The organism is Armatimonadota bacterium, from assembly GCA_018268395.1.
Classification (GTDB): domain Bacteria; phylum Armatimonadota; class Fimbriimonadia; order Fimbriimonadales; family Fimbriimonadaceae; genus JAEURO01.
Window position 1 is genome coordinate 426274 of record JAFDWQ010000001.1, and the last position, 12828, is coordinate 439101.

The 12828-nt window shown below is 62.8% G+C and carries 13 protein-coding genes; 10 read left to right on the forward strand and 3 right to left on the reverse strand.

Features of this window, described 5'->3' with window-relative positions; all coding sequences use genetic code 11:
* Positions 1-66: 66 nt before the first annotated feature.
* Positions 67-2322, reverse strand: coding sequence for a family 20 glycosylhydrolase (locus tag JST30_01815; protein MBS1713053.1), 2256 nt, complete (start codon positions 2320-2322; stop codon positions 67-69).
* Between the two features lie 127 nt (positions 2323-2449).
* Between JST30_01815 and JST30_01820 the strand changes: the two genes are divergently transcribed.
* The 7 genes from JST30_01820 (at position 2450) to JST30_01850 (ending at position 8032) form a co-directional block, all read left to right on the forward strand.
* Positions 2450-3508 (forward strand): hypothetical protein, encoded by a 1059-nt coding sequence (locus JST30_01820; GenBank protein ID MBS1713054.1) that lies wholly within the window; start codon positions 2450-2452, stop codon positions 3506-3508.
* Between the two features lie 649 nt (positions 3509-4157).
* Positions 4158-4520, forward strand: coding sequence for an adenosylmethionine decarboxylase (gene speD, locus JST30_01825; GenBank protein MBS1713055.1), 363 nt, complete (start codon positions 4158-4160; stop codon positions 4518-4520).
* Between the two features lie 77 nt (positions 4521-4597).
* Positions 4598-5359: an MBL fold metallo-hydrolase gene (locus tag JST30_01830; GenBank protein ID MBS1713056.1), complete on the forward strand. Its 762-nt coding sequence runs from the start codon at positions 4598-4600 to the stop codon at positions 5357-5359.
* A 209-nt stretch (positions 5360-5568) separates the two neighbouring features.
* Positions 5569-5826: a hypothetical protein gene (locus JST30_01835; GenBank protein MBS1713057.1), complete on the forward strand. Its 258-nt coding sequence runs from the start codon at positions 5569-5571 to the stop codon at positions 5824-5826.
* A 24-nt stretch (positions 5827-5850) separates the two neighbouring features.
* Positions 5851-6627: a FliA/WhiG family RNA polymerase sigma factor gene (locus tag JST30_01840; protein ID MBS1713058.1), complete on the forward strand. Its 777-nt coding sequence runs from the start codon at positions 5851-5853 to the stop codon at positions 6625-6627.
* Positions 6628-6631: 4 nt separating this feature from the next.
* Positions 6632-6847: a hypothetical protein gene (locus JST30_01845; GenBank protein MBS1713059.1), complete on the forward strand. Its 216-nt coding sequence runs from the start codon at positions 6632-6634 to the stop codon at positions 6845-6847.
* Between the two features lie 111 nt (positions 6848-6958).
* Positions 6959-8032, forward strand: coding sequence for a SurA N-terminal domain-containing protein (locus tag JST30_01850; protein ID MBS1713060.1), 1074 nt, complete (start codon positions 6959-6961; stop codon positions 8030-8032).
* A 77-nt stretch (positions 8033-8109) separates the two neighbouring features.
* Here the strand turns inward: JST30_01850 and JST30_01855 are convergent, their stop codons facing one another.
* Together JST30_01855 and JST30_01860 are read right to left on the reverse strand one after the other, a co-directional pair.
* A complete protein-coding gene (locus JST30_01855) occupies positions 8110-8421 on the reverse strand; it encodes a hypothetical protein (GenBank protein MBS1713061.1) in 312 nt (103 codons plus the stop codon).
* Between the two features lie 62 nt (positions 8422-8483).
* Positions 8484-9425, reverse strand: a complete 942-nt coding sequence (locus JST30_01860) for a hypothetical protein (protein ID MBS1713062.1) — start codon at positions 9423-9425, stop codon at positions 8484-8486.
* 146 nt (positions 9426-9571) lie between these two features.
* Here JST30_01860 and JST30_01865 point away from each other — a divergent pair, with 146 nt between their 5' ends.
* From JST30_01865 to JST30_01875, 3 genes are all read left to right on the forward strand, one after another.
* Complete coding sequence (locus tag JST30_01865) at positions 9572-10693, forward strand: PD40 domain-containing protein (GenBank protein MBS1713063.1); 1122 nt, start codon at positions 9572-9574, stop codon at positions 10691-10693.
* An 89-nt stretch (positions 10694-10782) separates the two neighbouring features.
* Positions 10783-11436 (forward strand): helix-turn-helix transcriptional regulator, encoded by a 654-nt coding sequence (locus JST30_01870; protein MBS1713064.1) that lies wholly within the window; start codon positions 10783-10785, stop codon positions 11434-11436.
* A 44-nt stretch (positions 11437-11480) separates the two neighbouring features.
* Complete coding sequence (locus tag JST30_01875) at positions 11481-12827, forward strand: M20/M25/M40 family metallo-hydrolase (protein ID MBS1713065.1); 1347 nt, start codon at positions 11481-11483, stop codon at positions 12825-12827.
* Position 12828: the final 1 nt, after the last annotated feature.

Here is a 12828-nt window from a genome sequence, read left to right on the forward strand (position 1 = left end):
TCCGGCCCGAAGACCGGACACCTGCTAGGACGCCGCCGAAAGGGCCGTGCACGCCGGCCTGGGACGTCAGGCACCCGCCGTCCGGAACAACCAGGTCTCCGGAACGGGAGCTTTCGGCCTTGAGGGAGCGGCCATCTCGAACTTAAAGCTGTTGGCCCCGCCCTGGTCGTACCACCGGACGTCGACCCGGTAGTCGCCCTTTTCCAACCACGCCCTGCCGGACTTTTCGACCGCGCCATGGGGGCCGTCGTTGTCGACGACCAGGGCGTCGTCGAGCCACAGCCTCGAACCATCGTCGCTCGTCAGATAGAAGTTGTAGGCGCCTGTCTCCGGCACCCGAAGTATCCCGCTCCAGCGCACGGCGAACTGGGCCGGCCTCGGCCGGACGGCCTGATCGAAGACCGACGTCACCGACGTGCCTGACGCCTTCATCGTCTTGAGGTCGGGCAGCCGGGACGGCTCCCCGTTCAAGAGGTATGTGTCCGCCCGAAGGCCCGGAGTCAGAGGGCCGAGGTCTTTGTTCCGGGGGTTCCGGCACTCGACGCGCGAGACCGGGCCTGCGATGCCCCTTTTGTTCACGAACGCGAACGTGACGGTCGTCGGCCTTGTAACGGTCACGCCGTTCCGGTAGACGGGCGACTTCCCGTTCGGGACCGAACCGTCCATGGTGTACCGCAACGTCCTGCCGGGGCCTCCCCCTTTGGCTTTGACCGTCGTGCGCCCTGAGAAGAACACGGCGGTGGCGTCGACCTCAGGCTCGGAGACGTGGACGTTCAGACCGAGCGCGTCGAGCCGGGGAAGGAACGAAGTCATCCTTGGACTGAACTCGGACCACTTCCGACCCTCCTTCGGCGACCAAAGGACTTCCGCCATGGCCAGGGCGCGCGGGTATTGCAGTTCCTCGTTGCGCGCTTCCGTGGCGATCCACTCGGCCCAGACGTTGTACTGTCCTCCCAAAACCCTCGCGGCTTGCTCCGGCGTGAGTCCGGCCGGGACAGGGTCGTACGCATAAACGTGTTGGGTCGGGATCGCCTGGTAGCTGTAGTCGAAGTAGCAATGGCTCGTCGGCGACATCACGACGTCCCGCCCTTGTTTCGCCGCGTCGATGCCGCCTTGCACACCCCGCCACGACATGACCGTCGCTCCAGGCGCCAACCCGCCCTCCAGGATTTCGTCCCAACCGACGAGCCTGCGGCCGCGGTCGGAGAGGAACGTGTCGAAATGGCGAACGACCCAACTCTGAAGCTCGTTTTCGTCCTTTAGCCCGTTCGCTTTCATCCGGGCTTGGCACCTCGGGCACGCCCGCCAGTGCTTCTTCTCGACCTCGTCGGCTCCGATATGGACGAACTTCGAGGGGAACAAGGCCAATGTCTCGGTCAACACGTCCTCCAAGAACGTGATGGCCGCGTCGTTGCCCGCGCAGTACACGTTGCTCAAGGACTGCCCCGGTTTGGCCGGTGGCCCGACATTGAGGCACTTCAGTTCGGGATAGCTGACGACCGCTCCGAGGGAGTGGCCCGGCAGTTCGATTTCCGGAACGACCGTGATGTGCCTGTCGGCCGCGTACCGGACGATCTCCTTGATGTCTTCTTGCGTATAGAAGCCACCGTATTTCTTGGGCGCCTGGTCGCCGCAGATCTGAATGTTGCCGAAGTTCCATTCCCCGCCGGGCCAGACTTCGCCCGTGTCGACACGCCAAGCCCCCGTCGACGTCAGCTTCGGATACTTCTTGATCTCGATCCGCCAACCGCCGTCGTCGACCAAGTGCCAGTGGAAGACGTTCAGTTTGAGGAGGGCCATCGTGTCCAACTGCCGCTTGATGAACGAGACCGGAAAGAAATGCCGGGAAACATCGAGCATCATGCCGCGCCAACCGAACCTCGGGCCGTCGCTGACCGAACAGGCGGGCAGCGACCACGTGACGCCTTTGACCGGTTTCGGCGACTCGATCTGTTCGGGAAGGAGCTGACGGAGGGTCTGGACTGCATAGAACGCTCCGCTCTCGCTCGAGTACTCGACCAAGACTTGGCCCGGCCGCACGTCGAGCCAGTACCAGTCCGGACGGAGGCGCGCCGTATCCTTCTTGTGGCGGAACACGATCGTGCCTTTTCGCCCCGAGCCCTCGAGGTTGAACCCGGCCGCCTTCTGGAACATCGCCTTCAAGTGCTTCGTGGCCGCACAATCGGAGATCAGGCGCGTCTGGTCCGTGACGACGAACGGAGTTCCGCCCGTGAACCGGGACTCGACCGGGCGCGGGACCAGCGCAGGTTCGCGCGGCGCGATCGTCAGGGTCGAAGCCAACAGGGTCACGGTCCAGAGCATGGTCGGATTCTACCGAGGCCACAAGTCGCCTTTCCGACGGGCGTCCGGACGATCCTCCCGGTCATTTCAAGGGTCTCGTGTTAGGTCCGCCCCTGCTCGTGGGTTTCCGTCAATCGAGGAATCCAAAATGGAACATTCACGACATACGCTGCTGACCGTGCTCGTCTTCGCAGCGTCCTTGTTTCTGATCACGGCGAGCGGATGCGGCGGAGAGGACATCGGTTCGTCCGGAGGGCTGACGGGCGGCTCCTCTGGCGGCGGGACGACGGGCGGGACGTCCGGAGGGACGTCCGGCGGGACGACGGGCGGGACGTCCGGAGGGACGACCGGAGGGACGACCGGAGGCGTCACAGGCGGGACGACCGGAGGAACGACCGGCGGCAGCACAGGCGGGACGACGGGCGGGACCGGTGGCTCGAACGGGACGATCGACTCGAACTTCTTCACGTTCCTGCAACGGAACCTGTCTTCCCGACAGTCGCTGGCCGAGCCGTTCACCGTCTCGGGTACGACCACGTTCATCTTCCGGTGCGTCGGTCAGTACTCGGGATCGATGGCGATCGTCACTCCGGACACCGTCCAATCGTTCGTCAACTTCGGCGCCTATTCCGGTTATGCGATCCACCGAGACTCGTCCGGCCACCAGTCCGTCACGCTCGGGCCAGGAACGTACTACCTGGGCATGCGGAACACTTCGAACTCCAGCAATACGATGAGGATCGAGCTCGACCTCCAAAAGCACACGACGAACCTGAACTTCATCGACTACTACGTCAGCGGCGTGAAGTCCCTGGCATCGGGAGGCAAGCTTTGGCAGGGCTTCACCGTCCAGGACGGAGTCCGGTACTTCATCGACGGGTGCAACACGGGCCTCGAGATCTACGTCGTCAACGAATCCCAGTTGTCGGCCTTTCAGAACGGCGGGAGCTTCCAGTACTACACGGACTACTCTTTCCCGTCTCCGACCGAAGACCAGCCGGGTGGAGCCGAGTATCGCTTGCCCGCAGGCAACTACTACCTGTGCTTCCGGAACACGTCCGGCGCCGCTCAGTCTTTGGACTACCTGATGGAGCGTTATAACGCGACGTCGAAGCCGGTCAAGCTCTCGAAACCGACCCCTGACTCGTCGGGCAGGCTCCTCGAGCCCCTGACCGAGGCAAAGTTGGAACGACGGCCTGCCGAGTAGACGCGGCGCGCCAGGTCGGGGGCCAAGCCCGAGAGGGCTTGGCCCCCGACCGTCTGCAGGAGGCGTTCGGCCCGGGCACGGAACCCCCTGCCTTGTCCCATCGTCGATGGAGAGGGGTCAAAAGGGTCCATTCGAAGTTTTCCACCTTGACAGTGGAAACGTCCGACGGTATCCTACGCCCTTGCGCCATCAGCCATCGGGTGACCGGTAGCCGGCGCCAACAACCGGAACGCCATCCGACCGGAATCGCGGTCGGAACAGGCTGGGGTACAGGTGCGTAACGTACGGCGGTGCCACAGCTTGTCGGGTTAACGAACGGCCTGCAGGCGTCCCGTTGAGTCGTTCGGTCGGGTCTCTCCCGGCCCTCAAAGGCCGGAGAAAGGAAATTCCTGGGAGGAAAACTTGATTGGCAACTTCAATGGCAACTATGGTTAGCGCGGCACTGGCCGCCGCTGTCGTCCCCCTCGCCCAAGGCTCCAAGTCTTGGTTGACGCGATTGTTCAGACGGACCGAACCCGCGAAAATCGTCGCGGACCCTCCGACGATCGTCAACGACGCCGGATGGCAGCTCATCCACAGCGAGGACGCCGAGTCCTTCCGCGCGTGGCTCGGCAAAGACTCCGAAGGGCTTCCCTTCGAGCCCGGTCAGATGCCTTCGCTCGGGTCGCACGTCCTCATCGAATTGTTCGGATGTGACAAGCGGAGCCTCGAACAGGAGTCGTCCGTCGGGACGGCCATGCGCACCGCCGCCGTCGAGAGCAAGGCGACGGTCGTGGCGGAATCATTCCACGAGTTCAAGCCGTGGGGCGTCTCCGGGGCCGTGATCATCCAAGAGTCGCACTACACCGTCCACACTTGGCCCGAGCACGGCTATGCCGCCGTCGACCTGTTCTACTGTGGCGGCACCGTCCATGTCGACCGCGCCGTCGACGTCCTGCGGGAACGGTTCCGTCCCTCGAAGATCAAGTTCCTCGTCGTCCGACGCGGCATCCAAAGCGAAGTCGAGGGCTGAAGGCCCTCTAACGGGCGTGGTTTCGGGCGAATGCCCCGGACCACGCCCTTCTTGTGTCCGAAGGTAGCCTGAACGCCATGGCTGAAGCCGTGGTTCTGGGTTCGGGCACGAGCAACGGCGTCCCCACCCTTGGCAAGGTCTATCCGCCCGAGTTCCTCGCTCATCCCAAGAACCATCGCACCCGCCCAGCCCTGTTGCTTCAAGGACCGACAGGAAACGTCCTCGTCGACTGTCCCCCCGAACTGAGGTTGCAGTTGCTTCGGGAGCAGGTCTTCGACCTGGAAGCCGTCTTGATCACCCACTCCCATGCGGACCACGTCATGGGTATGGACGACCTCCGGACCCTGTGCCTGAAGTACGGCCGCGCCATGCCTGTCTATACATCGGCGAGGTACCAAGAGGACGTACGGCGCATCTTTCCCTACGCCTTCGAGGACTTTCCGGAGGGGATCTGGGTACCGAGGTTCGACATGCGCGAACCGGGTCCGATCCTCGAACTCGGCGGCATGGTCATCCAGGTGTACTGGGTCGAGCACGGACCGATGCCCGTCATGGCGGTCAAGGTCGGCGGGTTCGCCTACGTGACCGACGTCAGCCGCATCCCAGAAGACGTCTGGCCCCATTTGACCGGCTTGGACACGCTGGTGCTCGACGCTGTACGCTACCGGCCCCATCCGAACCACTTCCACTATGAGAAGGCGGTCGAAGTCGCGTTGGCCTTGGGTGCCACCCGGACGTACTTCACGCACTTGAGCGACGACTACGACCACGACGAGACGAACAGGGCTCTTCCGCCCGGTATCGAGCTGGCTTATGACGGATTGCGCATCCCCCTATGAGCCGGTCTCCGGCCGTCGCTTCGTGGGCCAAAGCGCGCGATTCTGTTGTTTTCTTCGGTTCCGGAGACCGGTGTCGTATAATGTTCGACACCGTTTCGAACGTAAGGTTCCTCAGTAAGGATCCAGGTTCGAAAACTTCGACCGATTTCGCAAGGTCTCCCTAAAGGGGCCTGTGGAAAGTACCGATAAGGACAAGAGAGGGTCTTTGAGTGAAGAAGAAGCCGACGCCGGTCCTCGCCACGTTCGTAGCGGCGACCATGGCTTTGGCCGCGCTGGCAACGTCACTGGTCAACGGAGTCGATCCAGCGACCTGCACCCTTCGGGGGGGCGCAGCGTTCCTCATCGGACGGATCCTCGCAAGTGTCTGGTGCGCCCTTCTACCGTCCGAAAACGTCGGGATGGAAGGCGGTCTGGAGCCTGGCCTAGCGGACGCCGCAGAAACCGACGAGGAACCTCTCGCGGCGTGAACGGAGAACATACATCACATGCCATTGTCCCAAGAACAACTTCAACGCAGCTGGATCGAATATAAGGTCTACAAAGACCCCAACGCTCGCGTCGGGTTGATCAACCACTATTCCTATCTCGTCAAGATCACGGCCGGACGGCTCGTGACCAACATCCCGGGCGGTCTCGACCGTGAAGACCTCGTAAGCGCGGGCGTCGTCGGTCTGATCAAAAGCGTCGACCAGTACGACCCGGCGCGCGACGTCAAGTTCGAAACCTATGCGATCGCCTTGATCCGCGGCGCGATCTTGGAGATGCTGCGGGACGAGGATTGGGTTCCGCGTTCGATCCGCGAGAAGCTGAAGGCTTTAGAGCGCGCCCAGCAAAAGCTCGAGACGTCGTTCGGCCGTCCGCCGACGAACCGAGAACTTGCAGACTTTCTCGGGATCTCCGACGAAGAGGTCGACGACCTTCACGTCCGCGCCGGACGGACGAACGTGTACAGCCTCGACGACGTCATCGGAGGCTCGAGCGACGGCGACGACCACATCCACTTCATCGAGATGATCGTGGACGAGGATGCCAACCCGGGTGGCGAGGTCGAAGGTAAAGACCTGCGCCGGATCCTGGCGGCAGGCGTCGACAACCTTCCCGAGCGCGAGCGCCTCGTGGTCGCCCTGTACTATTTCGAAGGCCTGACTTTCAAGGAGATCGGCAAAGTCTTGGGCGTCAGCGAGAGCCGCGTCTACCAGCTTCACACGCAAGCCATGGGCCGCCTTCGCGGCTTCATGAAGGACCAAGGGGCCGCACAAGTGGCATAAGACGATGGACGGTCTCACCCCAGTCCGGGGCCCGGATCCTGGCGGTCTCTACAGGAACGCGGTCCGCCCGACCAGCGACCGGAACAAGAAGCCGGCCAAGCCGGCTAGGCACCAGGACGAGGACGAGACCGGCCTCGACGATGCGGAAGATCAGTTGGAAACCCAGGGCGACGAGGACGTCGCGGACGACGACGGGCACGGAATCGACCTACAAGCCTGACGTTCAGGCACGCATCTTGCCGTTCCGCTGTTGATCCTCTTGGCCAAGCCGACCTAGGCTCAAACGGGTAGCATGGCCCTTCATCCTGACGTGAGCGACCAGACAACGACCATGAAGAGACGAACGATTTTGACCACGCTGGCCCTGGCAATCCTTACAGGTGCCGTGGGATGCGGCGGCGGCTCCGGCGCCAGCAACGATATTCTCGCCACCGTCGAAGGCGATTCGATCACAGTCGACCAGTTCAACACGTACCTGGCCGTCAAACCGACCGCCCGCGTCATGATCCAAGGCCAGGTCGTCGAACTCCCGGTGGCGGACACCCTCGCCTTCCAGGCGATCCAAGACCTCGTGTCCCGCACGATCCTGACCCAGATGGCGAAGGACGAGAACGTCTATCCGACCGACAAACAGGTGGAGGACGAACTCAAGTTCCAGACCGATTTGGACCAGAACTTCCTGGCCGCTTATCAAAAGAAAGGCATGACCATCGCCCAGATCAAGGACGAGATCCGGTTCTCGCTCCTTCAAGAAGGGCTCGTCACGAAAGGCATCAAAGTCACCGACGAAGAAGTCGATTCCTGGCTGAAGCGGAACCCGAAGGCCTTCGTCATGCCGGCGACGGTCGAACTGAGCTGGGTCCTCGCGACCACCGACGCGCGCAAAGCTCAGATCGACGCCGCCTTGAAGTCCGGTAAGAAGTTCGAAGACGTCGCGATCGAACTGAGCCAGGCGTCCAGCGCCCCGATGCTGAAGGGCAAATACATGCCCGAGCGCGGCCCGTTGCCGATCACGGGCATGGCTCCACAGTTGAAGACGGCGATCGAAGCCACCAAGGAAGGCGCCGCGACGGACTGGATCCGGTTCACCGAAGGCATCGCCAAGTTCCACGTCGATAAGAAGTACGCCGAGAAGCAGATGGAGATCACGAGCGCGCGAAAAGAAAACGTCCGACGCAACCTCGCCCTCCAGCGCGGGAACAAGGCCAACGACCTTCGCAGCCGCTTGGTCGACCGCGTCCGGACCAGCGAGATCGTCATCCGGCGAGAATCCCTCAAGGACGCCTGGAAGAACTTCACCGAAATGCTGAAGAAGCAGGCCGAGCAGAGCGGCAAGCAGGCCGCGCCGACGACGTCGACGAGCGGCGGCGGTACCAACATGGTCCCCGGCGCACCTGGGAACTGATCCCCGGCGACGACGAACGAGCGGCGCCTCCCCAAAGGAAGCGCCGCTCGTCTTTGTGCTTGGTCAGCGGTTTTGCGCTACCGGAAGAACGCTCGGAGCTCCGAACACATCTGCTCGACGTCTTGAGCGTTCATCTCGTCGGTCTTCACGTAGTCTTGGAGGTCGGACTCCAGGCCGGAGAAGTCGGGCGAACGCCAACAACCGAGGGGCGTCTTGTCCGAATCCAGTTGCACCAGGTTGAGCCGAAACCCGTCGCGAAGGTCGCAGCCGTCCATCCACTGGACTCCCTTTGCCGTGAGGTCGTGGATCGAGGTGAAAACGCCGCACACCTTCGACGAATGGTCAGACCCAAGTTGTTCGGTGACCCAGTAGATCTTGCGGAACTTCATTGTCCAGGCCCGAGGTTACCACGACCGACCGCGTGCCGGCCCCTGTCCGTCCGACGCGCTCGTCAAGCCGTCCAAAGGAACGGTTCAGAGTCCGTCAACACCTTTCCGTGCCGCTCGATCGCCCGAAGCATGTACTCGGGCAACACGAACATCGAGGGCAGGAACCTCGGCGTCGCGTAACGGTTCGTGACGCCTCGGGACTGTAACCGTGCGGCGATCTCGTCTTGGGACAGAGCCAACGGGTCGTGCTTCTTACTGGCCAAGATGAAGCCCCACGGCATCTGGAACGTCGTCACCAGCCCGTAGTAGCCTCTGACGACCGGGAAGACGTCCTTCATCGCATCGAGGGTCGCGTGGATCTGAGCGTAGAGGTACGGATAGGTCTCGTTGCACGCCCCGCTTTGGAGCACGAAGAGGCCGTCGTCCGAGAGCGCGTCGGCGATGTGGCTGAAGTACTCCTTGGTGTAGAGCATCCTCGCGGGCGAACCTTCGTGCGGGCCAGGCAGGTCGCTGAGGACGACGTCGTAACCGTATCCCTTGTGGTCTTCGACCCATGCCCTCGCGTCCTGGTGCTTCAAGGTCACGCGCGGGTCGTCGAAACAGCCTTTGTGCCATTCGGTCATATGGACCTTGACCCATCGGATCAGTTCCTCGTCCAAGTCGATCATATGGGCTTCCTCGACGGTCGAGTGCTGGAGCGCTTGCCACAACGTGGCCCCTTCGCCTCCACCGCACACGAGCACCTTCTTGGGACCGGGGTGCGTGACCATGGCCGGCTGGACCATGCTCTCGTGATAGACGTACTCGTCGAGCAAGCTGCTCTGGATCTTGTAGTCCAGGAAGAGCGTCTTCCCGAAGACCGGGATTTCGACGATCTGGTATTGCTGGTACTGGGATTTCCCTTCCACCAGGAACCGGTCGACCGAGAAGAACCACGTCATGCCGTCGGTATGGGTTTCGGCGATGAACATGCCGGTGGACTGTGAGAAAAGCCGCTCGCTCATGGGACGGCGGGGAGGATACCGGGACGCGAACCTGACGGACGGACCCTCTCAGACCGGACGCCGGTGTCCCAATTAATGGGGACACGGACGGCAAGATTGGGCGTCCTGACCCAAATCTGGCCGGACTGCACCGGTAACCTGACTCCATGTTCGCCGCCCTTCTCACGTTCAGCCTCGTCCCCGGAGGCACAGTCAGCGAAGACTTTGCGGACCTCGTCCTCGGGCCTGTGCCACAGAAGGCCGACCCGTTCGAGTCTTGGCCCGCCCGTAAGGCGAGGCCGTCCGACCCTCGCGAGATCCATCTGAAGAACATCCGGCAGCTCACGTTCGGGGGCCAGAACGCCGAAGCCTACTGGAGTCCGGACGGAAAGTGGATCACGTTCCAGACCCGGCAGCCCCAGTGGCCGGACGAGCAGGTCGTCGTAATGCGCGCCGACGGAAGCGGCAAGACCCTGATGAGCACCGGACTCGGTCGGTGCACGTGCAGCTACTTTTCTCCCGACATGCAGTGGCTGTACTTCAGTAGCACGCACGAACGGAACAAAGGTGCCCAGGCGCCTGTCGACATGAGCCAGGGGTACGTTTGGAGGGTCAATCCCGACTTCGCTCTGTACCGTCAGCGGCTTGGCCCCTCGCCGAACACCAAGGCGCGGATGGCGTTGAGGACCGTGATCAAGAAGGACGGCTACGTAGCTGAGACGACGGTGTCTCCGAAGGGGGGCTTCATCACCTTCACCGGAGATTTCGACGGCGACATCGACATCTATCGCGCGAACGCCGATGGCACCGGCATCCGCCGATTGACGGACGCGAAGGGTTACGACGGTGGCCCGTTCGTCAGTTGGAACGGCAAATCGATCGTCTACCGCCGCGGACCGTTCGAGAACGCACAGGACGAGCGGGACTACGAGACCCTTCACGCCCAGCACCTCGTCCGACCGAAGAGGATGGACATCTGGATCATGGACGCGATGGGGCGGCACAACCGGCAAGTGACCAACCTGAGCGGGGCCTCCTTCGCCCCCTTCATCGCGCCGGACAACCGGCGGATCATCTTCTGCAGCAATTTCGAAGACCCGAAAGGTCGTGAGTTCGACCTCTACCTCGTCCGCAAGGACGGCTCGAACTTGAGCCGGGTGACGTGGACGCCTGACTTCGACGGGTTCCCGATGTTCTCCCGAGACGGCAAGAAGGTCGTCTTCGCCAGCAACAGGTTCGGGTCCGTCCCCCACGAGACCAACATCTTCGTAGCCGATTGGGCCGAGTGAGATCGGGCCGGGGGCGTCGTCGCGCCCCTGGCCTTTCTTGCGGGCGGGACTGTTAAGCAGGATCGCGCCGAACGGCGTCAAAGAGACTGTTGACCCTTAAGAAGCCCGACACACCGCAATGGGAGGGGCAGGTCGACGTCCTCTACTTCGACCAAGATCAGATCACGGCCATCGCTTCGGCCGTACGGTCCGAAATCTTCTGGACGTTCACCTGGGACGAGCCGATGTCGGCCCGCGACATCGCGTCGGCCGTCGGCAAGTCCGCCCAAACCGTCCGCTACCATATCAACGAACTCGTCCGAGTCGGCTTGTTGTTGCCCGTCGAACACAGAAAGCGTCGCTCGCGGCTCGAGGAAGCCTATGTCCAAGCCGGAATATCGAACTTGACGTTGCCTCGCCCTGTCCCGCCCGAGTATCAGGAGCAGATGAACCGAGGGTTCGACTCGATGATGCGCGCGGTGTCCAAGGAGCGGGCGCTGGCAGGCGCCGTTCTCAACGACGGCCCGGAACTCCGACCGTTCGCCCGTTTTATCAAGTCCGTCGTCCGGTTGGACGCCTCGAACGCTGAAAAAGCCCAGGCGATCTTGTCAGAGGCGCTGCGGCAGATCGAGGGCCTCGAACAGCCCGACGGCACAAGGACGAACGTCTGGGTGTACATGAGCCCCTCGATAGGGGAGTGCCGGCGCGTCCTGAACAAGAAACCGCTTGGAAACGGCCGCCGGCCGAATCGGGACGACGACTGAAGTCCGAAGGGCGGACGGGGCCGCTCGAGGTGTAACCTCGTCCTATGGGCTTGCTCCCCGGCCTCGTCGCTCTCGTTTCTTTGTCCGTGTCTGCAGGTTCCGACCAGGGGCCGACGCTGGAGAAGCTCCGATCGCAGGGCTTGACCGACCTCGGCGCCTTTTCGCTCTTGTCCGAGTTGACGGCTCAAGTCGGTCCTCGGCTCAGCGGCTCCCCAGGGGCTGCGAAAGCTGTCCTTTGGACCGAGACCAAGATGAAGACTCTCGGCTTGACGGACGTGCACCAGGTGCCCTGTACCGTCCCCCGTTGGGTCCGTGGCGACAAGGAGTCCGGATGGTTGTCGCACCTCGGTCGGCGATCGAAGCTCAATCTCTGCGCCCTGGGGGGCAGCGTCGCCACTCCGAAGGGAGGAGTTACGGCCGAGGTGGTCGAAGTCAGGAGCCTGGCGGAAGCCGAAAAGCTGGGAGTTAGGGGCAAAGGAAAGATCGTGTTCTTCAACCGTGGCTTCGACCCGAAGCTGTCGAACACCTTCGAGGCCTATGGCGGTGCGGTCGACCAGCGCGTCGGTGGAGCGATGGCCGCAACTCAGTCCGGGGCTGTCGCCGTCCTCGTCCGATCGATGACCCTCGCCAAGGACGACGAGCCGCATACCGGCGCGATGCGGTACGGAGAAGGCCGGAAGATCCCCGCCGCAGCCTTAGGGATCCAAAGCGCCGATCGCCTGTCCGCCGCTTTAAAGAAAGGCCGGGTCAAAGTGCGGCTCGAACTCTCGTGCAAGACGCTGCCCGACGTCCCTTCGGCGAGCGTGGCGGGTGAGATCCGCGGATCCGTGAATCCGGAGTCGGTGATCGTCCTGGGCGGCCACTTGGACAGTTGGGACTTGGGCGTGGGGGCCCACGACGACGGATCGGGCATCGCGCAAGCCCTTGAAGCTTTGAGGCTGATCAAGAAGCTCGGTCTCAAGCCGAAGCGAACGCTCCGCGCCGTCGCGTTCATGAACGAGGAGAACGGGCTGCGCGGAGCATTGGCCTACGCTGCAAGGGCCAAAACGGCCCGGGAGCAGCACACGGCAGCGATCGAGTCCGATAGCGGAGGCTTCATGCCGCGGGCCTTCGGGGCCTCGCCGTTCGCCCTTGAGCGCGCCAGGCAATGGTTACCCCACCTGGAAAATCTGGGCATCACGCGCATCACCGAGGGAGGCGGCGACGCCGACATCGCACCTCTGGGGCCGCTCGGGACGGCCCTCTTTTCGTTGGAGCCTGAAAACCAGCGCTACTTCGACTACCATCACTCCCGGAACGATACGCTGGACAAGGTCAATCCAAGGGAACTCGAATTCGGGGCCATTGCAATGGCGACCCTCGCCTGGCTCTTGTCCGAGGAGGGGCTATGAG

Bases quoted from the DNA above. Each gene is read 5' to 3' on its own strand.
- JST30_01815 (MBS1713053.1), bottom strand. From the start codon at position 2,322: ATGCTCTGGACCGTGACCCTGTTGGCTTCGACCCTGACGATCGCGCCG.
- JST30_01820 (MBS1713054.1), top strand. From the start codon at position 2,450: ATGGAACATTCACGACATACGCTGCTGACCGTGCTCGTCTTCGCAGCG.
- speD (MBS1713055.1), top strand. From the start codon at position 4,158: ATGCCTTCGCTCGGGTCGCACGTCCTCATCGAATTGTTCGGATGTGAC.
- JST30_01830 (MBS1713056.1), top strand. From the start codon at position 4,598: ATGGCTGAAGCCGTGGTTCTGGGTTCGGGCACGAGCAACGGCGTCCCC.
- JST30_01845 (MBS1713059.1), top strand. From the start codon at position 6,632: ATGGACGGTCTCACCCCAGTCCGGGGCCCGGATCCTGGCGGTCTCTAC.
- JST30_01850 (MBS1713060.1), top strand. From the start codon at position 6,959: ATGAAGAGACGAACGATTTTGACCACGCTGGCCCTGGCAATCCTTACA.
- JST30_01855 (MBS1713061.1), bottom strand. From the start codon at position 8,421: ATGAAGTTCCGCAAGATCTACTGGGTCACCGAACAACTTGGGTCTGAC.
- JST30_01860 (MBS1713062.1), bottom strand. From the start codon at position 9,425: ATGAGCGAGCGGCTTTTCTCACAGTCCACCGGCATGTTCATCGCCGAA.
- JST30_01865 (MBS1713063.1), top strand. From the start codon at position 9,572: ATGTTCGCCGCCCTTCTCACGTTCAGCCTCGTCCCCGGAGGCACAGTC.
- JST30_01875 (MBS1713065.1), top strand. From the start codon at position 11,481: ATGGGCTTGCTCCCCGGCCTCGTCGCTCTCGTTTCTTTGTCCGTGTCT.